Here is a 19075-nt window from a genome sequence, read left to right as displayed (position 1 = left end):
AGGGATACGCAGGTTACTCTGCAGCTGCGAGGTCCTGATGCTCGTCTTCGAGAGCGTCGGGGGACGCCTTTTCGGCATGCACGTCTTCGGAAGGATCGTCCTCGATCGTGACGTCAGTCGTGGCAATGGCGTCGCCGATCGGCACGTCGTCGACAGCGAGCCGAAGCGGTTCAGGAAGCCATCTGCCGCCTTTCAGCAGCCGCGCGGCTTCACGCGCCATATCCTGCTTCTTCAGGTGATCAATGAGCTCCGTCGACTGCTCGCCTTTCGCCTCGCGGACCGCCTCAAGGATATGCGCCTTCGTCACCCGGCCGAGATAGTTGTCGACCGTCGGCTCCCAGCCTGCCTCCACCATGTCGAAGCCGATCGAGCGAGCGAGCCGATCGGCATGGGCGATCGCCGCCGGCCGTCGGTTCCATGGCTGAACAACCGCATTGACGGAGAGCGAGATGCAATGGGCGAAGAGCACCTGGCGGCTGACGTCATCGAGCGCAAGCAGGAAATCCCAGAGCTCATTCGGGTTTTTCGGAAGATCCTGCCCCCAGGCCTCGTGCCGCAGTTCGATCTCCTTCGCCCAGACCGTATCGCCGAGCCCCTGCGTCTGGCCGAACTTCGCGCTCTGGAGCGTCACTTCCAGGCACGAATCCGACCCGTAGACGTAGAAGGTCTTCAGGACGAAGACATGTAAGGCCGCGATGAAAGCAATGGCCGGATTGTTCGCCAGCGCGTTCCTGAGGGCGACCGTGCGCGTCGCCGTCAGGTCCTCGACAAGACGGTCGGAGAGCGGTCGGAGTTTGCCGTCGTCGTCCCCCCTCGTCGATCTGTGCATTGTGAGCGGGCGCGCCGGTCACTGCGGCTTCGCCAACGGACGACGACGCAGACACGTCATCACCGGTTTCACCATCGGCATCCGACGCACCATCAACAACGCCTTCGACTTGCGGCTCATCCTCGGGCCGGACAAAACCACGCTCGATCTTGAGCTCACCATCAGCACCGAGCGAGATGAAGACTCCGCCGCGAGCGACTTCAGCGGGATCGAAGACATGGGGCCGGTCCTTCAACCGGTCGAGCTCGTTTCCGAGTTCCACCAGTCGCTGCTCGGTCTCTTTGCAATACCCGGTCATGCCGGCATATTCGGCGTCGAGCTTTTCGTATTGCGCCTTGACCTGATCAAAGTGAGCGCCTTCGCCTTCAGTGAACTCGGCCCGCTCGCCGTAGAAGCGGCGAAGACCGGAGGTATATCCGTACGGGAAATCGAAGGCAGCCTCGACCCATTTCCAGCCTTCCGCGGCCTTGAGGGCCTCGGCGTCGGCCGTGAGCTTCTCAATCACGAGTCGTTCGAGCAACGCCGGGTCCTGCAGCCATCCGCCATTGTCCTCATCGAACAGGTCGCGCATCACGGCCCCGCCCGCCGCCTCGTACGCCTCGACGCCGACATAGACGGCGCGGCGGTCGGTCGCCCGGATCGCGGTCTCGGTGAGCAGCCTGCGGATGTAGTAAGGTTCGCGTGAATGCTGCCGCGAAACCGTATCCCAGACCTGCTCCTGCCGGACATGGTCGTCGCTGATCGAGAAAGCCATGACCTGTTCAAGCTTCATTTCGTCATTGGCGTAAAGCTCGAGCAGCCGCGGCGAGACGGAGGCGAGCCGCAGCCGCTGCCGGACAGTCGCGATGCTGACGAAGAACCGCGCGGCGATTTCCTCCTCGTCCAGCCCCTGTTCGCGGAGCGTCTGGAAGGCGCGGAATTGGTCTAGCGGATGGAGTTGCAGGCGATGCACGTTCTCGGCAAGAGAGTCCTCGACCTCGAGCGTCTCACCCCTGCTGACGATGCAGGGAACAGCCGCCGTCTTTGCCAGGCGATTCTGGCTGACCAGCCGCTCCAAGGCACGGTAGCGCCGTCCGCCGGCCGGAATGCGGTAGAAGCCGGTCTCCTTGCCATCGGGCGCGAGTTCGGGCCGCACGTTGAGGCTCGATAGCAGACCGCGGCGTGCAATGTCTTCGGCAAGATCCTCGATCGAAACACCAGCCTTGGTCCTGCGGACGTTCTGCTGCGACAGGACGAGCCTGTTGAAGGGGATGTCACGCGCGGCGCTGAGAACGATTTTCTGGTTGGCTTGAGCCATGTCCATTTCTCCATGACGAGCCAGCCGGAGCCTCTCTCCGCACTTCTCAACCCGTCACGGATCCACCCTCCCTCCCCTCCCTCTGCCGTCCTGCCGACCCGCCGAACGGACGCGGAAGCGCTTCCGCCAACAGATCGAGACCGCGGATACGCATAGCTGCACTGCACAATAAATGATTGTCGATTGCCCAGCAAATGAGCATACTGACCATAGCTGATGCAGAGTGATGGTTTTCCTCCCAGTACCATCGCGTCGGCTGTTCCCCTCTGGAGGTTAGACACCTTCACACCTCAAAACGGGCCTCGGTCTTCCGGCGGCCCGATTTTTTTATCTCATGCAGCAGGTCGCGCCCCTTTCGTCCGAGCTGATTTGATTGCTCCGAGCGCCAGGTCCCTCCTGTGAGTAACATCTCGCTTCCTGCGTAAGCATCGGGCTTGTTGCACAAACGGGTTAGTCGCCGGCGCCGACAACTGAGACCTCGCTCATCTTTCTTCCGCGCAATGGAAAGCGCGTTCAAGGTCCGGGCCTGCTTCGCCCGCAAAAGTCGGTGTGGAAAACGGGAGTGGGGCTGAACTCTCTCAATTGCCGCCGGTTGGCAGCGCCTGAAGTTGCACCTCTGGCCCAAAGCGCTGCACACTCGGAAACATGACATCACCTTATTACATGTATGTCGACCATTACAACGACGTGCTCGCGACGACCACCTTTGCCGGCGAGCGCGCTTGCTGGATCGACGGCGCGGTCATGCGGGTCATCTGGAAGCGAAAATAAGCCCCGCGCCTTCTGCTATCAGGCGAAGAATTTCAATGTGCCGTAGCATGCCGGGCAGGCGCGGCTGCTCGATCCGTTGGACCAGCAACCTGAGACCCACGGCGCCGCATTCGGCGCCTTCCATGGGCACGGTGGTCAGCGGCGGTGAAATCTGAGTCGCCGGGGAGAAGTCCCCGAAGCCGACCACGAGACATCTTCAGGGATACCGTAGCCAGGGCCGAAAACCTCAGTGACAACAGTCAGGGCAAGGCCGTCATGAGCACAGAAATATTGCCGCACCCGAAAATCGCTCGCCGCTTGCCCGCTCGCAGGAAGAACCCACCAACATCGAACGCGGTGCTCCCGCGATTCCAAATGCCGGGCAATGAAGTTTTGGAGTAAGCGACCTTGAGAATAGCGATCTCTTGCTTGATATGATGCGTGATGATTGATGCGCGATGAGGCGGATATGAGAACGACCCTGGCAATCGACGACGATGTCCTGATCGCCGCAAAGGCAATGGCAGCCCAGCAGCACCGGAGCGTGGGCGAGGTCATTTCCGAGTTGGCGAGACGTTCTCTGCGCCGACCGCGCAGCAGCGGCGAACGCAATGGAATTCCTCTCCTGTCGCCTCGGCCGGATGCGCGTCCGGTGACGCTCGAAATCGTCAACGCCTTGCGTGACGAACTGCCGTGACTTTCCTGCTCGATGTCAATGTGCTGATTGCCTTAACCGATCCGGGCCATGTAGCCCATGACGATGCGCACGAATGGTTTGCGGCGACGGGTCAGACCGCCTGGGCTACCTGCCCCACCACCGAAAATGGCGTCATCCGGACTTGTCGGCAGCTCCAAATATCCCAATTCTCCCGGTTCCCCGTCACTCGTGATTGAGATCGTCAGCAAATTGCGGTCGCTCCCCGGTCATGATTTTTGGCCGGACGATGTGAGTCTTGTCGGGTCAGGCGATATTGCCCCCACGAAAATCCTAACTTCGGGGCAGGTAACTGACACCTATCTGCTTGCGCTCGCCAAGGCGCGTGGGGGCAAGTTGGCGACGTTCGATCGCAAGCTCTCAGCAGCGGCGGTCACAAGGGGCAATTCCGCCTTGCACCTGATCACCGCAAATAGGTCGTGAGTTCCGTCGATACATTAACCCAGCAGAACGTAGATCGGTGGCGCAGGCCAGGTCCCACCGCGATCACCGCGACTACTATTGCCGAAGAAAGCAGACGCCCCCGCTGTGACGCCCCAAAGTGTCGACACCGCAGCCGATTGCCGTCAGTTGAAGTTTGTCGTTGACGGCGCGTCTGCGCGGCGCCAGGCCAACGCGCGAAGCGATTGTTAGCCAACGCAGCGCAGATCCCCATCCGCACCTCATTCTTCTGACCATGTTCCAAGCTGAAGGACAGCCATCAGCTCGAACAGCATAGTGTTGCACGAGCAGAGTATGGAGCCAGATATAATACAAGGGACGCAGGGGTCAGGCGCGACTATTGTTTCAAGGACGCCGCCTTTCCTTTCGCCAGCAGCGCCAGCAATTTGGGTTTCGCCCGGCACAACGTCCCGCGTGACGACAAACGTCAAGGCGACCGGAAAAGTCTCATTCGGAAGGATCCGACGAATGATATCGGCGGCAATGACGTCGTGCTCCTGCTCGTCTGGGTAATCGTCGGCACCTGATCGCCGACCTGAAGCTTGGCTTGCTGATTGTTGATCACCATCAGGTTGGGCGAGGAAATGACCTTGACGTTTGTGACGCTGGAGAGCGCACGTAGTGCGGCTTGCGCATCGCCTGCGAGATGCGTCCAGTTGAATCCGGGGAACGTCGCCGCCACCGCGCCCGAGGCAAGATCGAGGAGATAATCCGGACGGACGTCGTAGAAGAACTCGACCGCGCGCTCGTTGTAGGAAATGACCTTCGGATAGCAGACCGGCAGGTCGACGCAATCGTAAGAATAGTCGACCCGGTTGCCGTTGACGTCGACGACCGATGTCGCCAAAAAGTGGTAGTTGAGCGCGGCATCGGGATGCGGTCCGGCGGGCGCGCCGGGCAGCTGGCCAACGGCGGTGAACGTCGTCACCGTGCCGTCGCGGCCGGTCACCATCCAGGCGGTGCCGTCGAAATGGATCTTCAGGTGGTTCTCGACCTCGGAGACCCAGTTGCCGCCGGCCTTGCAAGAGGTGCCCGGACTGGCGGTTCCGGCGGCGCATTTGGCGAGCGGTTCGCCGTTCAAGAGGTAAACGTCCTCGGCCACATACTGCGGCACCCCGAGCTGGTAGCCGGCGCGCTCGATGACCGGCACGCCCGACAGCCCCCATTGGTAACCGAGATAGCCCTGATAGTCGCCACCGGTCCTGGTCTTGCGACTGGAATTGTAGTTCAGCTCGAGCTTCGGCTCGAGGTCGCGGAAGGCCGGCAGCGCGATCGGATAGCTATAGGAAAAGGCACCGTTGTTGGTGACGTCCATCCGTGACGCCACCCCCGGCCGGCCGGCCGCCGGCTTGGTTGCGGCGATGACATGCGTTTCCGTCGGGGCGCTCGTCGCCGCTGCCGCCGCCAGCCCGATCGTCGGGGCATCTGCGGCGTCGGCCTCGACCGTCTTCTCATTCGACAGATCCGGCTGATCCGGTTGCGGCTGATGTTCCGGCAGTTCCGCCGCCGGCTCCCAGATCGCGCTGTCAACGCCGGCGTCACTGAGATCGCCATCCGTCGCCACGCCGGGCGAAGGTAATGCGTGGCATCGGCAAGGGCACGGAGCAACTCGGGCCGGTGATCGTTCTTACATGCTTCAATGTCTGTGGCCGTCTGGACAGCAGGTATTCGTCCTGACGGCTATGGGCCTCTTCGAGTGTGTTCCACGTAGTACGTTATTTTGCTTGCGAGTCTTGCGAGCCGCAGTTCCAATGTGATACATAATGTAAGACAGAAGGTGTCACACAATGTCAAACACAAGTTTCGCTACATTACCAAGCACGCGGGTAGATCCGGATGTGCGAGAGCAATTCCTAAGGGCAGCAGAACAAAACCACCAAACGCCAAGTGAGGCGATGCGTGAGGCTGCACTGCAATATATTCGCAAGGCCCGCCAAAAAGAAATGGCTCGACAGGCAGCAAACATCAGGGCGAACAAGGAAGACGAAGAAGATGTGATGCGTTGGATCGAAGCCCATAGCATCGGGATTAGCGATGACGATTAAGCGCGGCGCGATCTACACCATGGCGGCAAAGGGCGCATACACGGGTAAGCCTAGGCCTGCCATCGTCATACAAAATGAAGAAATTCCTTTGGATAGCGTTGTCGTCATCCCGACAACTACTCAGTGGGTTGATGCGCCTTGGTTTCGCATCGAGATTGATCCAACTGCCGAAAACGGACTTGCCGAGCGTACCTACGCTATGTCGGACAAGATAGTAACTATTCCAAAGTCCAATCTAGGTAAGAAAATCGGCCATCTCGATGAGGACCGCATGAAGAACCTAGAGGATGCCATTCGCGAAGTGATCGGGCTTAATTAGGATCGAACGGCATGTTACTGGCATTGGCTTGGCGGGATTAGCCTTTGAGACAACGTGGCCTCTCCGTCGCAGCGAATTCATCAGCGCTGCATATGGGTAGCGCCCGCGCTTCAATCTCTTTGGCGTGACGGTGCGCAATTGCAGGCCCAAAGGGTTCGTTCGCGTTTATGGACTTGGTGAAAACGCCAGCAGTGGGGCGATGGGACTGTCGTCCCACTAAGCCCATCACACGGCATTTGCTCGAGCATCCGCCCGAAGGCCGCGTGAAAAAAGTGGCCTTCGATGAGCCCGGTGGCAACCCGCAAAGATCTCATTCGGACGACGACCCGACGAATGATGTAGGTGGCAATGTCGCAATAGCCGACAATGATAATCATGCACAATTGTCAGGCTCTGTGCCCTTATCGGTAGCGCCGACACGTCGTTGTCTATGGTCTCAAAACCAACGGTCTTACACGGACTTTCTTGCATCTGAGATGCGTGAAAGTCCCGCCTTCTTGCCGTCATCGCCAGCGCAACAGGCGCCGCTTCCCTTCGAACAATACCGCCGTTCACTGAAGGACCAAGGGGTATTTCACCAGCGCGACAAATCCCCTTGCCGGGAGTAACTCGGCTCCACGGAACATTTGCAAAGGGGCGCCTGATGGAAAACCATACCGAATCAACCGCTTTTGAAAGACGGAGGGCACATGAGGCGCTTTTTTCTATGTCTTCTGGCGCTCGGTGCGCTCGCTGTCGCTTCCATCGCCGTCTTGCCAAGCCTCGTTTCAAGCGACTGGATTCGCGGCGAACTCGGCAGGCAGCTATCTGCTGCGACGGGCAGTTCAATTTCGCTCAATGGTCCTGTCAGGCTTTCCGCCTTCCCCCATCTCGCGGTTTTAGCGGAAGACGTCACGCTCTCCGAGGAAACGCATGGCATCACCGCCGAAATCGGGGAGGTGGCAGGCTCCGTGTCGCTGTCCTCCCTATGGTCGGATCGCCTGCACATAAAAGAGATCAAGTTGGATCGGCCCGTGATCGTGCTCAGTGAAGGCGCGGGTCGCGCTTCGACGACACAGACTGGTGACGACGATCCGGCGAAACAAGGCGATCCGCTAGCGGACCTGGCCACTTTCCTCGAACGAAGCGCGATCGATTCAATCTCGATCGCCAACGGCACGTTGGCACGGACAGACGCAGCGGGGTCCGAACAGACCGTGACTGATGTCGACCTTTCGCTTTCGGCGCCGAGCATCGATGATGAACTGTCCCTTTCGGCGAATGCCCGGATTGAGGAGCGACGCTACGAGACCACCCTTGCCATTTCCTCTTTGCGGTCACTGCTCCAACGCCAGCCAACCGAGATGAGCGTCTCTCTCCGAGCAGATCCCGTGCCTGCATCCGGTTTCGCGGAGTTCGAGGCTGCCGGGCAAGTGGCGCTCAATGCCAATGGCAGTTATCAGATCCGCGGCGGCAAATTGCGTGCCGGCGACCATGCGTTTGGCCTCGACGCGCTCTTCATACCCGGCAAACGGCCGCGGGTTCTCGCTGACCTCGATACGGATCAGTTGGATTTGAGCCCATTTGCCGAGGCCATGTCGGATTCTTCGCAACCGAAGGCCGGGTCAGCGGACTCCGCCTCCCCCGCAAGCCTCAGATTTCTGGCTGATTTCGACAGCGACATGAGCGTTCACGTTGGCACCATGACCCTTGGCGACGTCTCGGCCTCGGACGTCTCGCTGGTGGCGAAGCTCAAGGACGGAGAGCTTTCTGCACGGCTCGCGCACTTGGGTATTGATGCGGGCAGCCTTGCCGCCAATGTCAGCACCGATGTTCGCGACGACGAGCCGGCCTTCCAGGGTCGTATATCCAGTGACGGGCTCGACATCGTTAAACTGGCATCGTTGATGGGGCAATCGGTCCCACTGTCCGGTGCCCTGACGATAGATACCGCCTTTGCCTTTCGCGGCCTGAGCGAAGATGCGCTCAGAGAAACAATCAATCTGACTGGCAATATTGGCATGCGCGACGCGACCTTTGTCGTGCCGAATATCTCTGATGAAAACATGCGTGAGGTGAAGGCAAGGAAGCTCGCAATCACGATCGAGGACCTCAAAAAGCCAGTGCACGTTACAGGCAGTCTGGCATGGCGGGACAAGCCCATCGCCGTCGAACTGCAAATCCCCATCCGCGACGTTCTTCTGGCAAAGAATAATCCCAACGCAACTGAAGTCCCCCTCGAGCTCCAGTTGCGCATGCCGGACGCATCGCTCGCCATCGATGGCAAGGCTGCGCTTCCGAGTCAGTATGTCGGAAAGCTCGATTTCTCAACGACTGATCTTGATGCATTCCTTGCCTGGCTTGGCCGGGGCGGGGCGGAAAGCGTCGGCCCGCTTGCGTTCAAAGGTGACGTCAGGGCTGGCCCAACAGGCGTTTCGTTTAAGCGCGCCACCCTGTCGGTCAACGGCGTGCAAGGGAGCGGGAACGGGTCTGTTGAGTTCACGACGCCACTGAAGATAGCGAGCGCACTCAGTTTTGAGGAACTGGATTTCGCACGCCTTGCCGGCGTACAGTCGCCTGCGCCTGAAGCGAAAGCGAAAAAGCCGAAAGGAGACACAACAAAGCCCGATCTTCCGCTGGATCTCTCTGCGCTCCAATCGATCGACGCATCGATCAAGGTGAACGCGAAAAAACTCGGATACGGCCGCGTCTTCGCCGGACCGGTTGCAACGAGCCTCATCGTCTCCGATGGTGTCGCAAGCATCGCCCTTCCCGAAAGTCCGTTTTACGGCGGCCACGTTGCTGCAAGCCTGAAGGCCGATGGCTCCCAGTCCGAACCTTCGATTGCCTTGCAGGCGTCCATTTCTGGAGCCTCGGCCGCGCCGCTTCTGACCGACATGGCAGGCTTCCGGCATCTTGAGGGTGCGCTGCAGGCGAAGCTTGACATTGCGGGCGCGGGCGGAACGACCAAGGCATTGGCAAACTCGCTTCACGGTACCGCAAATGTCCGCTTCTCGGATGGCGCCATCCGCGGCCTCGATATCGCCGACGTCTATAACAATCTCGTCGGCCTCATGTCATCCGGCTTCAAACAGGACGAAAACAAAGCGACCGAGTTTACCGAACTTGGCGCGTCCTTTTCCATTGAGAGTGGTGTTGCGCGAACCGAAGATATCAAGCTTGTCGGGCCGCTCGTGCGCATGACCGGGACCGGCGCGGCCAACCTGGCGGAGAGCTCCCTGAAATTTCGTCTCGATCCCCGGGTCGTCGCTTCGCTGAAAGGACAGGGAGCCGAGATATCGACCGACGGCGTCGGGGTTCCGGTCGTCGTCGAGGGAAGCTTTGCCAACCCGCGGATATATCCTGATCTCTCGGGATTGTTGAAGGATCCTGGCGCCGCTTTGGCGAGACTGAAGAAAATCGGATTGCCAACCGAAAAGCTGCGGATTGACGATCTCCTCTCCAAAGGAAAGAAGGGCCGCCCGGTCGAGGACCTCATCCGTGGCGGCGTAGAAAAGATGCTGCAAGGAAAAGATCATCAGCTTTCCATCGAAGAGGTTATTGCCGGCGATGCGGCAAAGGGCGACCAGGCAATTCCGGCACAGCAGGCCGGCCCGGAACCTGCCCCGCCGCAACCCGCAAATGAGCAACCGCAGCAAGGTGCGGAACAGTCCGACCAGGAATCGAGTGGTGCACTGGAAAACATTTTTAATCAGTTACTTAGATAGAAAACCTCGCCTTGAGGCGCAGAAGCCTAACGCAACGTCGAGATACAACTACCTCGACCACTTTGCGTGCGGCCAACTGGCACTGGTTGCGGGATTGCAAAGTGTATACCGTCCAAAACTTGCCAGGTCTCCGTATGCCCACAGTCAGCCTCCCCATAGCGCCGCGCGTCTTTTAGGCGCGCAGGGGCTGCAGCATGAATCCTCAAGGGATTCATGCTGCAAAGGTAACAATGAGCGTACGAGGCGCAGGCGCTTGAAGCGCCGTAGCCAGTTCGCGCGCAGCTTGACCGGTTAACAGGGCAGCCGCAGGAGGTTCAGCATAGCGCCGGCCAACGGCCGGGAACCGGGACCCGACTGCCCCCGGCAAGCTGCTCCGCTCGGGCAGTCCCCAGCCCTCCCCTCGCCTGCGCTACAAATCCCGCAAATGCAGGCGATTGCGAAGATTGCCCTTGAAAAAGGAACGTCACCGTTGCCTAGTCGCCTTGCTCTTCGGGCGACATCAAATTAGTGTCTGAGCGTTGCATTAGATTAGTGTCGCAGCGTGACATCAAATTAGTGTAAGAGCATTACATCAATTTAGTGTGCAAGCGCGACATTAAATGAGTGTTGCAGCATGACGCCACATTAGTGCGACAAGGAGGACGCCAATGCCGGGAAATGCCCCCCATGAACTACTGGCCGCCTCTTTAGAGGAGCTGAAGGGAGTCACTGAAGCGGGGACACGCAGCGTCATCAAAAGCGAAGAGCTAAGTAGGCGCAACCGAGAGCGTCTAATAAGCACGGGTTTTCTCGAAGAAATCGTGCGCGGATGGCTCGCCGTAAATTCCCGGCCGTCTGACAAGTCGAGGATAGAAAACGCCTGGAGCACTGTCTACTGGGAGTTCCTGCAACGCTACCTCGATGAGCGATTTGGTTCAGACTGGTGTCTGTCGCCAGAGGCTTCAATTGCGCTGTGGGCGGAGAACCGCACGGTGATGCAGCAGGTTGTCGTCCGAAGCCCTGCGGCCAACAACCAGGTGATCAACATGCCCGGAAACACGTCGATGTTCTTACTGAGGGTGCCTCAATCGGAACCTGCCGTCGAGCATGAAGGTATGCGGCTGATGGGCAAGGAGAACGCTCTCATCGGCATCGCGAAGAACACGTGGTCCGCCGCACAGACCGACGTCATCTCGGTGATCGGCTCGATCCGTGGATCAGCCTCGCTGTCACGCGCACTCCTTGCAAGTGGCCATAGCAAGCTCGCAGGACGCATAGCTGGAGCCTTCAGACACCTTGGCCGCGAGCGCGATGCCGATGCCATCGTCGCGTCCATGCGAGCTGCCGGGTATAACGTATCAGAGGAGAATCCCTTCAATAATTCGGTACACGCGATACTGGACGAGAGGAAAGCGGTCGCCCCCGCCGCCACACGAATCCGAAACATGTGGGCCAAGATGCGCGTCGACGTGCTAGAAACCACCGACATTGACGAGAGGCGCATAAACGACATCGACGGATACATGGAGGAGGTCGAGGAGCGGTATATTGCCGACGCCCTTAACTCTTTGTCAATCGAAGGTTATTCGGTATCAGCGGAACTCATCGAGCGCGTCCGCTCAGATGCCTGGAATCCGGATGGGGACGCAGGAGACTATGAGACGCGCAACGCTCTGGCCGCAAAGGGTTATCGCCTTGCGTTCGAAGAGGTCAAGCAGGACATCCGATCAATTCTTGACGGCATTCCATCAGGCGAATTACTTTCGCACCGCCATCAGGACTGGTTCCGTGCAATGTTCCAGCCGTCAGTGACCGCAGGCATCATCGAAGCCTACAAGCTTGCCGGATATCGAAGCCACAACGTCTATCTCCGCGGGTCCTCTCACGTCCCACTTCCCCCGTCTGCAATCCCTGACGCGATGGATGCGTTGTTCGATTGCATTACCGACGAGTGCGATGCGAGGGTTAAGGCAATCGTAGCACCCTTTTTGTTCACCTATATTCACCCCTTCCCCGATGGGAACGGGCGCATGGGTCGCTTCCTGATGAATGCACTGATGGCAGAAGCAGGTCTGCCTTGGACGGTCGTTCCGGTGGATCAACGCGAGCGGTATATGGATTGCCTGGAACAGGCTAGCCAGCATGAGAACATACGGCCGCTGGCGCTGTTCATCGAAGAACTTTCGGAGGCTCCCCCTCCCCCGCGCCCGAAAAAATCGGCCTGGAGCGCCAAATACTAGAGTCTACGAGCAACGTTTGTTGACCTCAGGTTGATGATCGTCACAGTTAGGCTGCGGGTCGGCTAGTCCCGGCACTGCTATTACTGAATGGTCGGCAACTGCTTCAGGGGATTGGTGAGGGGCACGCCCAGCGGCTCGAAATGGCGTTCACTGGCCGTCAGAACGGTGAGGTCATGCGCGGCGGCAGTGGCGGCAATGGCAATATCCTCAAAGCCGGGATCGTGAGCACGCGCCCGGTCGAGGATCAGGCCGGCATGTCTCGCTTCCTCGACGCCGAACGACAGGATCCGACCGGCATAAAAATGTTCTATTGCTGCGAGCCAGCGGCGCAGGTTCTCCGCCTTCGTCGTCGCCCCGATTTTGACGGCGCGGGCGATGCCCGCCTCGATCTCCGCGATGGTGATGGCCGAAAGATAGAGCCGGTCGCTGTGCGCGCGCACCCAAGCCGCAAATGCCTCGACGCCGACCTGGCGCTTGGTGGTCGACTCGGCCGACACGATGTTGGTGTCCAGAAGATACAAGGTCAGACACCGTTTTCGCGCAATGCTCGGGCGGACTTACGCGACCGTTCAGGAATATCTGCCGGCTCGCCGGGAAAGGCCAACAGCAGGTCGGCAAAGTCCGGCACCCTGGAAACCCGCTCCCATTCCTCGAAGGAAACCAGCACAGCCTCCTTGCGGCCATGGCGGGTGATGACAGTCGGCTCGCCGGCCACGGCCCGATCGACCACGGCCGAGAGCGTCGCCTTGGCGTCCTTGAGCTGGATTTCTTTCATGGCATTTCTCATATATGACCACCGGTAGTCATATATGATTCCGCTGCCCTGAACCAAGCGAGGGCTGGATTTTAATCACAAGCCAAGCCCCCGCTTGCGTCCAGTCGAAACCGCTATCCGAGCGAGCCACGCCGGATATATGCTGGCCGACGTGGGGACCGGCGTCCTGTACGGAGAGGTGCGATCCGGCGCGAAGCGCGTTGCGGGGAAATTCGCGTTACACTTCACCTTAGCATGCCGACTGTTCTGGAGGCTTTAATCTGTTCGCCCCTTGCGGATAACTCGATTTGGAATTGAACCGCAATCGGCAAGAAAGTCCGGCCGCTCCAGTCATCCAACCAAGCGGGTTTGCCGTTGGTTTCCCTCGTCATGTACCGAAACGTGATCTCGGTTATATCAGGGTGCAGCACATGCTTTTCTGTTCTACGGGTGCGTTCAGCCTCGCCCAACCGGCGCGGTAGCGAGGTGCGGACGAGCGTCCGTTGGAGCGCTTCAACGCTGAAAACGACCTCTCGAAGCGCCCGTTTGCGGAAGCCGGTGCGGACAACGGCGTTGAACCGAACTTCATGAGGCGAGCCCACCATTGCGGCAGGCTGGTCGGAAGCGGACCCCAGCAACGGAAGTTCCAATGCGCCTGCCAAATCGTCGGCCACACGATCGGCGACCGCGTCCACTATAGACTGCGTCGCAGACCTTTCTCCCTGATGTAGCAAACCCTGCAGCTGTCGTACGCCGCCGATCATCATGGCGGCCATGATCGAGGCGATGGCCAGGACTACAAGTACCTCCACAAGGGTGTATCCGCACTGCGAAGCTGAACTCAGCGGGGTTGGAGGCACGCACGAGCCGTTTAGCCTGGAAGCGGCAACGACCGAAGCATCAGTGATCGACATTACCCTGCTCGTCATTCGGCGCTACGAAATAGGTCACATAAGTGCGGACGAGCTTCCCCTGCGGGTTATACACGCTGACTGACGCGCGCAAGGCCTCCCTACCGCTTGCTGCTCCAGAAGCCGGCATTCGGCCTATTCGCCACGCGTACCCTTCAGAGGATCGGCCGATCTCTTCGCCAATCACGGCTCCTCCATCATCGAGATGCCCAATGAAGATCTCGCTTGCCAATCGGTCCGTCGCTCTGATGTCTTTGGTCGTGGAGAATGCTTTTACCGACGAAGAGATACTCTGATTTGCGACCACGAGAGCGGTCGACAGGATCAGGAAGGCGATCAGCATTTCGAGGAGAGTGAAGCCCTCATCCCGATCAATCATGTGCATCCTCGGGATATTCGACAAGACCGGTCAGCCAGTTGACGCGCAGCTTGGCGTCATTTCGCAATACGTCCGAAATGCTGATTTCAACGCCGGAAGAAGAGCCGTCCGGTAGAAAGGTGATCTCGGGCTCCCTGTCATCCTCATCCGCCTCTCTTCCAGCGGTCACGACAATGGAATATTCGGCCGGCACGTTTATCTCGGAGCCGTCTGCGGCGACAATCACCTTCTTTTGTTGAACATCGAAGCGTGCCGACTGCGCTCGTCCCGTGTTGAGCGCGCGGTAACGCAGCGCAGCCAAGCTGTCGCCGATCTTGTGAGCGACAGCCTCGGGGGAGTTTACCGCGCGTATGACTCGAACGCCGAGGAACGAGATCCCGGTGGCTGCGGCCACCACCGCAAGGACCACAAGCATCTCGACCAGTGTAAAACCGGCCGTTGCTCGTCGAAGCTGAGCGTCCCAGTCTCTCATTGCGCAGCCAGATTGTTGATGCTGAGCAGCGCGGTCATCACCGAAATAACCACCCCTCCGATAAGGGCACCCATTGCAATCGTCAACACTGGCGCCAGCACCGCGAACAGGCGGCGCCGCGCCTCTCTTTCCTTCCGTTCCAACAGGAACGCTGCACGCTTCAGCGCATCGGGGAGCTTGTTTGATTCATCGCCGACCTTGATCAGCGACAAGGTCGATCGATCGAACAGATCCGCAGCCTCAATGGCCTGCCGCAATGAGGTTCCGCCGACAACCCGATCCCTGATCTCCAGCAACCGATCTCTGTAGGCGACAAGCGGGCAAGCATGGGCGGCGAGATCCAGTGCTTTTTTGCGCCAACGCCATTTGCCGTCAGAGTCGCCAAGACCTGCAGATAGCGCGCGATGGCTTCAGTACGAGCCATCTTTCCGAGTATCGGCATTTGCAGCAGAGCGCGGGAAAGGGCGTGGCGGCCGGCGGAAGTCGTCTGGCCTCCTACAGTCGCGGCGAGCGCGAAAACGAGCACCAGCAGTATCAGCCAGGACCAGTCGACAAGAAGACGCCGGCCTGAAGAAAAGACAGAGATCAGCATCGGCCGCGCGGCTTCGGCACCCTCGAACACGGGCTCGATCGCTGGCACCAGAACGAACATGATAATGCCGATGGCAAACAGCATGACGGCGAACAGAAAGGCGGGATATAGAAGCGTTTCGATGGCCTCGGCGCGGCGCGCCTTTTGCTCCTCGAAGGTCTTGGCGAGAGATGCAACGACTTGATCGAGACGGCCCGTCTGTTCGCCACTCAGAAGCAGGGCCACGGCTTCAGGTGGGGCCTTCGGCAGGCGGGCAAATGCCTCGGAAAACGAGCCACCCGACATTACCGCTGCAAGGAGTTTTGAGAGTTCGTCATGGCCGGGCGCTATTCGGCGGTCCTCGGCCACAGCCTTGAGCGCTGCATCGATCGTGAAGCCTGCCTCCAGCAAGATCTGCAACTCGGAGAAGAATCGACCGAAATCGATGGATTGAAAGGCCCGCTGAAGCGACCAGTCTCGACGGAGAAAATGGGTTCTCGCTGCCGCGACCTCGAGTGACAGTGGCCGGCAACCGCTCTTCAAGACAAGACGCATCGCTTCCTGCTTGTCGACCGCATCCACTGTTCCTGATGTCTCGGCTCCGTCGCCGGTGTAGCCACGGTAAACGAACGTAGTCATGAGGCATCCGACGTGTTGAGAACGCGCGCGACTTCCTTCCGGTCCGTCACTCCGTCACGGACCAGACGCTCCGCACAGGCTTCAATTGTAATCATGCCATCAGCAACCGCTCGGGCCCCGATGTCGGACTCGGAGGCGCCTCCTTCCAAGACCGCGGCAAGCGCCGGCCGCATCCGCAGGATCTCGTAGACTGCGCGCCGACCGGAATACCGCTGTCCGCTGCAGATTTGACATGTAGTCCCCATACGACCCTCGCTGTCATCTTGGGCACAGGAACAAAGAACGCGAACGAGGCGCTGCGCAATTACGCCGCGCAGGGTCGCCGAGATCAAATATTCCTCGACGCCCATGTCCCGTAATCTGGTGACCGCGCCGGCGGCATTGTTCGTATGCAGCGTTGTCAGGACCAGGTGACCGGTGAGCGCCGCCTGAATGGCGATCTGAGCAGTCTCGCGGTCACGGATCTCGCCCACCAGGATGACGTCCGGATCTTGCCGAAGGACCGATCGCAGCGCGCGAGCAAAGGTGAGCTCGATCGCCGGATTGACCTGGAGCTGCGTGATGCCTTCCATCTGGTATTCAACCGGATCCTCGATCGTGAAGATCTTCACGCCTTCTCGGTTGAGCTGCCTCACCAGCGAATAGAGCGTCGTAGTCTTGCCGCTTCCAGTCGGTCCGGTGACAATCAACACGCCGTTCGGAGACTGGGCAAGATCAGCAATCGCCTCGCGCGCCGATGGATCGAAACCGAGATCCGACAGGTCGAGCGATGGAACCTGGGCGTGCAAAAGGCGCAGGACGATGGTTTCGCCGTGTACGCTCGGAATGATCGAAACGCGGAAATCGACTTCTTTTCCCCTCAGCGCGAGCCGCATGCGCCCGTCCTGGGGCAGCCGGCGTTCGACGATGTTCAGGCTCGCAAGAATCTTGATGCGGGTCGCGATCCCCGCAAGCGCCGACTTCGGAACGAACTCGCTGTTGGAGAGGAGCCCGTCTCGGCGATACCTCACCCGGACGCGATCCTGGAATGGTTCGATGTGAATGTCCGTCGCCCCGCTATCGAAGCCGTTCTGCGCAATGGTCGATACCAGATTGATGATCGGCGCTTCCAATGCAATGTCACGCAGCCGGTCCACGTCTTCTTCGAACGCTTGCTGGCCATTAGACGGAATATCGGTGGGGCGGCTGCTTCCGAGTGCTGCAAGAGAGTCTATGGCGGAGGCGATTTCCCGTCGCGAGAAGACCCTTATCTGCAGCTTCGTATCGAAATAATATTCGAGCAGCGCCACCGCTGCATCATCCAGCGGGTTCGCCAATGCGAGGACTTGGTCCCCGCCCTCGGTCCCAATCGGCATCGCCGCGTGCGCGCGGCCAAAAGCGAGATCGAAGCCTTCGCAGCTTTTCGACAGCACTTCGGTCTCAGGCATTGGCACCCGCGGAACCGCAAGGTAGTCGCTGAGCCATTCCGCAAGGTCCTCGTCCCGTGATATGCCCAGTTCCGTGACCACGACGTCGAAGGGCAGATAGGAGGTGCTGAGCGCCACCCGAACGCGCCGTGCAGCCTCAGCGGACCACCGGCCCTTGTCCTGCAGAAACGTGATGAACACCGGGATTGAGCCGTCTGAGGAGCCGTTCATTGATCGTAGCTCCGTGTCAGCAGCTCGGCCACGCCGCGACATGGGCCGGTCTCCGTTGGAATGGCGGTATCCCCTTCCTCCATCACGCTGACGGTACGCCGCAACATCCGCGCACGCTCGCCCTCCTCCGCCGCACGCTCCATCATTGCCTGGAACAGGAAGCCGCTTGGGCGACCCTTTCTGAAGCGCACGATGCTGACTTCCGACACGGACGAATGGCCCGCGCCGTCCGCGAGAAACTCCAAGCCTCGGCCTTCCTCGATGATGCGGCGCAGATGGCCGCCGACATGGCGCAGTGCCACGGTGTCGGTCTTGTTGAAGACGGTGAAGATGCGCTGAGGCTGGCTCATCGATATCTTCTCCGCGTCGATCAAGTCGGCAAGCTCGGTCACGTCTTCGAATGGCGCATGCTTGAGATCCACGGGAGAGCCACTGATATCGTCCGCGTCACCTCCACCCGGACTTCGATATCGCTCCGCGAGCGTCGCGGCCGTGAGCGCATCGGTCTCGTTGAGGCCAAGGGCGCGGAACCCAAACTGCAGCAATTGCGGGCTCGCACTGTTCAAATCGACGAGGCCGCTCTGGTCCTGAATATCCACGTAGAAGACGTAGCGCTCGGTTTCGCATCGCTGCCAGCGCAACGGCGCATTCTCGTGTCGATTGAGAGCGTAAATCGTACGCGTGAGGCCGTCCGCCAGAATCTCGAACTCCCGGCGTTCATGAGTGTAAGCAGTCGAAAGCACCTGCACGCGTCCGGCAATCGCCAGCGGTGTTATGGCAGCCGAGATTAGCAGCATGAACAGGAGTGCAGATATCAGGCCGAAACCGCCGTCGCGGTCGCGAAGGGATGCAAGAAGGCTTTTCATGGGCCTCCTGCCTGCTCCGGGTAGAGCGTGAGCGTGAGGTTGGGCTCTGTCTCCGGCAGCGCAGCCGACCCGTCGCTTGCAAGGAGGACCGTATCGGCGCGAACTTCGAGCACCCGCCAGCCACCAATGGCTCCGCCGGCGGCCACCCAGTTGCTCATCCCGGAATCTTCGTCGAGGATGAGCGCCGTGCCGCTGCCGCGGGCCCTCTCGGTTCCAAGCAATTTCAGCCTCGCCGACACCGCCACAGGAGCCGTCGGTGCCGCGTCGACTTCTTCTGGTACAGGCGCTGGCTCGGGGTCCCCAATCTGCACTGGCCTCCTCGAAGGCGAGAAAAGCGGGCGAAGCTGGAATTGGATCGCGTCGGCGATTTCGCCTCTGTCGCCGGCTGCCATGGCGACTTCGGTCCCTTTCTTCGGCTTTTCGAACGCGAAGTCGTAAGGCAAAGCGGATTGATCCAACTCCAGCCGGTACGCCCATGAGCAAAGGACCGCACTGAAGGTGCCGGCGATCATCCAACCGACCAG

17 protein-coding genes and 3 pseudogenes are annotated in these 19075 nt (G+C 59.7%); 7 read left to right on the top strand and 13 right to left on the bottom strand.

Going from position 1 to position 19075, the window contains the following annotated elements; all coding sequences use genetic code 11:
• Positions 1–13: 13 nt before the first annotated feature.
• A pseudogene (locus GHK62_RS07755) lies at positions 14–2126 on the bottom strand (ParB/RepB/Spo0J family partition protein).
• A gap of 645 nt (positions 2127–2771) precedes the next feature.
• On the opposite strand from GHK62_RS07755, the gene GHK62_RS34820 reads away from it, so the two are divergent.
• Positions 2772–2897: a hypothetical protein gene (locus GHK62_RS34820; RefSeq protein ID WP_268833797.1), complete on the top strand. Its 126-nt coding sequence runs from the start codon at positions 2772–2774 to the stop codon at positions 2895–2897.
• Here the strand turns inward: GHK62_RS34820 and GHK62_RS34165 are convergent.
• Positions 2878–3179 (bottom strand): annotated as a pseudogene (locus tag GHK62_RS34165) (substrate-binding domain-containing protein); the annotation flags it as partial. The gene GHK62_RS34820 and the pseudogene GHK62_RS34165 sit on opposite strands and share 20 nt — an antisense overlap.
• Positions 3180–3345: 166 nt before the next feature.
• Here GHK62_RS34165 and GHK62_RS07750 point away from each other — a divergent pair.
• Both GHK62_RS07750 and GHK62_RS34160 read left to right on the top strand, forming a co-directional pair.
• On the top strand, positions 3346–3573 hold the full coding sequence (locus GHK62_RS07750) for a CopG family transcriptional regulator (RefSeq protein ID WP_153437820.1): 228 nt from the start codon (positions 3346–3348) through the stop codon (positions 3571–3573).
• Positions 3570–4014 (top strand): annotated as a pseudogene (locus GHK62_RS34160) (TA system VapC family ribonuclease toxin). The gene GHK62_RS07750 and the pseudogene GHK62_RS34160 overlap by 4 nt, the downstream one beginning before the upstream one ends.
• A 445-nt stretch (positions 4015–4459) precedes the next feature.
• Here the strand turns inward: GHK62_RS34160 and GHK62_RS33500 are convergent.
• Complete coding sequence (locus tag GHK62_RS33500) at positions 4460–5596, bottom strand: SpvB/TcaC N-terminal domain-containing protein (RefSeq protein ID WP_167528183.1); 1137 nt, start codon at positions 5594–5596, stop codon at positions 4460–4462.
• Positions 5597–5819: 223 nt separating this feature from the next.
• Here GHK62_RS33500 and GHK62_RS07740 point away from each other — a divergent pair, with 223 nt between their 5' ends.
• The 4 genes from GHK62_RS07740 to GHK62_RS07725 all read left to right on the top strand — a co-directional run bounded on the left by GHK62_RS07740 (position 5820) and on the right by GHK62_RS07725 (position 12322).
• Entirely contained in the window at positions 5820–6077 is a 258-nt protein-coding gene (locus GHK62_RS07740) for a hypothetical protein (protein WP_153437819.1), read from the top strand.
• Positions 6067–6396, top strand: coding sequence for a type II toxin-antitoxin system PemK/MazF family toxin (locus tag GHK62_RS07735; RefSeq protein WP_153437817.1), 330 nt, complete (start codon positions 6067–6069; stop codon positions 6394–6396). Before GHK62_RS07740 ends, GHK62_RS07735 begins: the two co-directional genes overlap by 11 nt.
• Positions 6397–7085: 689 nt before the next feature.
• Positions 7086–10103, top strand: a complete 3018-nt coding sequence (locus GHK62_RS07730; RefSeq protein ID WP_153437815.1) for an AsmA family protein — start codon at positions 7086–7088, stop codon at positions 10101–10103.
• 647 nt (positions 10104–10750) lie between these two features.
• Positions 10751–12322: a Fic family protein gene (locus GHK62_RS07725; RefSeq protein WP_153437813.1), complete on the top strand. Its 1572-nt coding sequence runs from the start codon at positions 10751–10753 to the stop codon at positions 12320–12322.
• Between the two features lie 80 nt (positions 12323–12402).
• On the opposite strand, the gene GHK62_RS07720 is transcribed toward GHK62_RS07725, so the two are convergent.
• The 10 genes from GHK62_RS07720 to GHK62_RS07680 all read right to left on the bottom strand — a co-directional run bounded on the left by GHK62_RS07720 (position 12403) and on the right by GHK62_RS07680 (position 19063).
• Positions 12403–12843: a PIN domain-containing protein gene (locus tag GHK62_RS07720; protein ID WP_153437810.1), complete on the bottom strand. Its 441-nt coding sequence runs from the start codon at positions 12841–12843 to the stop codon at positions 12403–12405.
• Between the two features lie 2 nt (positions 12844–12845).
• Positions 12846–13097: a type II toxin-antitoxin system Phd/YefM family antitoxin gene (locus GHK62_RS07715; RefSeq protein WP_153437808.1), complete on the bottom strand. Its 252-nt coding sequence runs from the start codon at positions 13095–13097 to the stop codon at positions 12846–12848.
• 224 nt (positions 13098–13321) lie between these two features.
• The gene (locus GHK62_RS07710) at positions 13322–13990 is read right to left on the bottom strand and encodes a PulJ/GspJ family protein (RefSeq protein ID WP_153437806.1); all 669 of its coding nucleotides are present in this window, start codon (positions 13988–13990) and stop codon (positions 13322–13324) included.
• Positions 13977–14366: a type IV pilus modification PilV family protein gene (locus GHK62_RS07705; protein WP_167528182.1), complete on the bottom strand. Its 390-nt coding sequence runs from the start codon at positions 14364–14366 to the stop codon at positions 13977–13979. The genes GHK62_RS07710 and GHK62_RS07705 overlap by 14 nt, the downstream gene beginning before the upstream one ends.
• Positions 14359–14838, bottom strand: coding sequence for a prepilin-type N-terminal cleavage/methylation domain-containing protein (locus GHK62_RS07700; protein WP_153437803.1), 480 nt, complete (start codon positions 14836–14838; stop codon positions 14359–14361). The genes GHK62_RS07705 and GHK62_RS07700 overlap by 8 nt, the downstream gene beginning before the upstream one ends.
• Complete coding sequence (locus tag GHK62_RS34155; RefSeq protein ID WP_234886821.1) at positions 14835–15134, bottom strand: type II secretion system F family protein; 300 nt, start codon at positions 15132–15134, stop codon at positions 14835–14837. The genes GHK62_RS07700 and GHK62_RS34155 overlap by 4 nt, the downstream gene beginning before the upstream one ends.
• Positions 15041–16048 carry a type II secretion system F family protein gene (locus GHK62_RS07695; protein ID WP_234886820.1) on the bottom strand — a complete coding sequence of 336 codons (1008 nt, stop codon included), beginning with the start codon at positions 16046–16048 and terminating at the stop codon, positions 15041–15043. Before GHK62_RS07695 ends, GHK62_RS34155 begins: the two co-directional genes overlap by 94 nt.
• A complete protein-coding gene (locus GHK62_RS07690; protein WP_153437801.1) occupies positions 16045–17685 on the bottom strand; it encodes a GspE/PulE family protein in 1641 nt (546 codons plus the stop codon). The genes GHK62_RS07695 and GHK62_RS07690 overlap by 4 nt, the downstream gene beginning before the upstream one ends.
• Entirely contained in the window at positions 17682–18551 is an 870-nt protein-coding gene (locus GHK62_RS07685) for a general secretion pathway protein GspK (RefSeq protein WP_153437799.1), read from the bottom strand. Before GHK62_RS07685 ends, GHK62_RS07690 begins: the two co-directional genes overlap by 4 nt.
• Positions 18548–19063, bottom strand: coding sequence for a hypothetical protein (locus GHK62_RS07680; protein ID WP_153437796.1), 516 nt, complete (start codon positions 19061–19063; stop codon positions 18548–18550). Before GHK62_RS07680 ends, GHK62_RS07685 begins: the two co-directional genes overlap by 4 nt.
• Positions 19064–19075: the final 12 nt, after the last annotated feature.

It is taken from the genome of Sinorhizobium terangae, from assembly GCF_009601505.1.
In the GTDB taxonomy this organism is placed as follows: domain Bacteria; phylum Pseudomonadota; class Alphaproteobacteria; order Rhizobiales; family Rhizobiaceae; genus Sinorhizobium; species Sinorhizobium terangae.
The sequence above is the reverse complement of the archived record's forward strand: the minus strand, read 5'-3'. Positions and strand labels throughout refer to the sequence as shown.

Coding starts and splice junctions, on each gene's coding strand:
- GHK62_RS07695 (WP_234886820.1), bottom strand. CDS start 16,048: ATGACTACGTTCGTTTACCGTGGCTACACCGGCGACGGAGCCGAGACA.
- GHK62_RS07680 (WP_153437796.1), bottom strand. CDS start 19,063: ATGATCGCCGGCACCTTCAGTGCGGTCCTTTGCTCATGGGCGTACCGG.
- GHK62_RS07705 (WP_167528182.1), bottom strand. CDS start 14,366: ATGATTGATCGGGATGAGGGCTTCACTCTCCTCGAAATGCTGATCGCC.
- GHK62_RS07730 (WP_153437815.1), top strand. CDS start 7,086: ATGAGGCGCTTTTTTCTATGTCTTCTGGCGCTCGGTGCGCTCGCTGTC.
- GHK62_RS07750 (WP_153437820.1), top strand. CDS start 3,346: ATGAGAACGACCCTGGCAATCGACGACGATGTCCTGATCGCCGCAAAG.
- GHK62_RS07725 (WP_153437813.1), top strand. CDS start 10,751: ATGCCGGGAAATGCCCCCCATGAACTACTGGCCGCCTCTTTAGAGGAG.
- GHK62_RS07685 (WP_153437799.1), bottom strand. CDS start 18,551: ATGAAAAGCCTTCTTGCATCCCTTCGCGACCGCGACGGCGGTTTCGGC.
- GHK62_RS07700 (WP_153437803.1), bottom strand. CDS start 14,838: ATGAGAGACTGGGACGCTCAGCTTCGACGAGCAACGGCCGGTTTTACA.
- GHK62_RS07735 (WP_153437817.1), top strand. CDS start 6,067: ATGACGATTAAGCGCGGCGCGATCTACACCATGGCGGCAAAGGGCGCA.
- GHK62_RS07740 (WP_153437819.1), top strand. CDS start 5,820: ATGTCAAACACAAGTTTCGCTACATTACCAAGCACGCGGGTAGATCCG.
- GHK62_RS07715 (WP_153437808.1), bottom strand. CDS start 13,097: ATGAAAGAAATCCAGCTCAAGGACGCCAAGGCGACGCTCTCGGCCGTG.
- GHK62_RS07690 (WP_153437801.1), bottom strand. CDS start 17,685: ATGAACGGCTCCTCAGACGGCTCAATCCCGGTGTTCATCACGTTTCTG.
- GHK62_RS07710 (WP_153437806.1), bottom strand. CDS start 13,990: ATGTCGATCACTGATGCTTCGGTCGTTGCCGCTTCCAGGCTAAACGGC.
- GHK62_RS34820 (WP_268833797.1), top strand. CDS start 2,772: ATGACATCACCTTATTACATGTATGTCGACCATTACAACGACGTGCTC.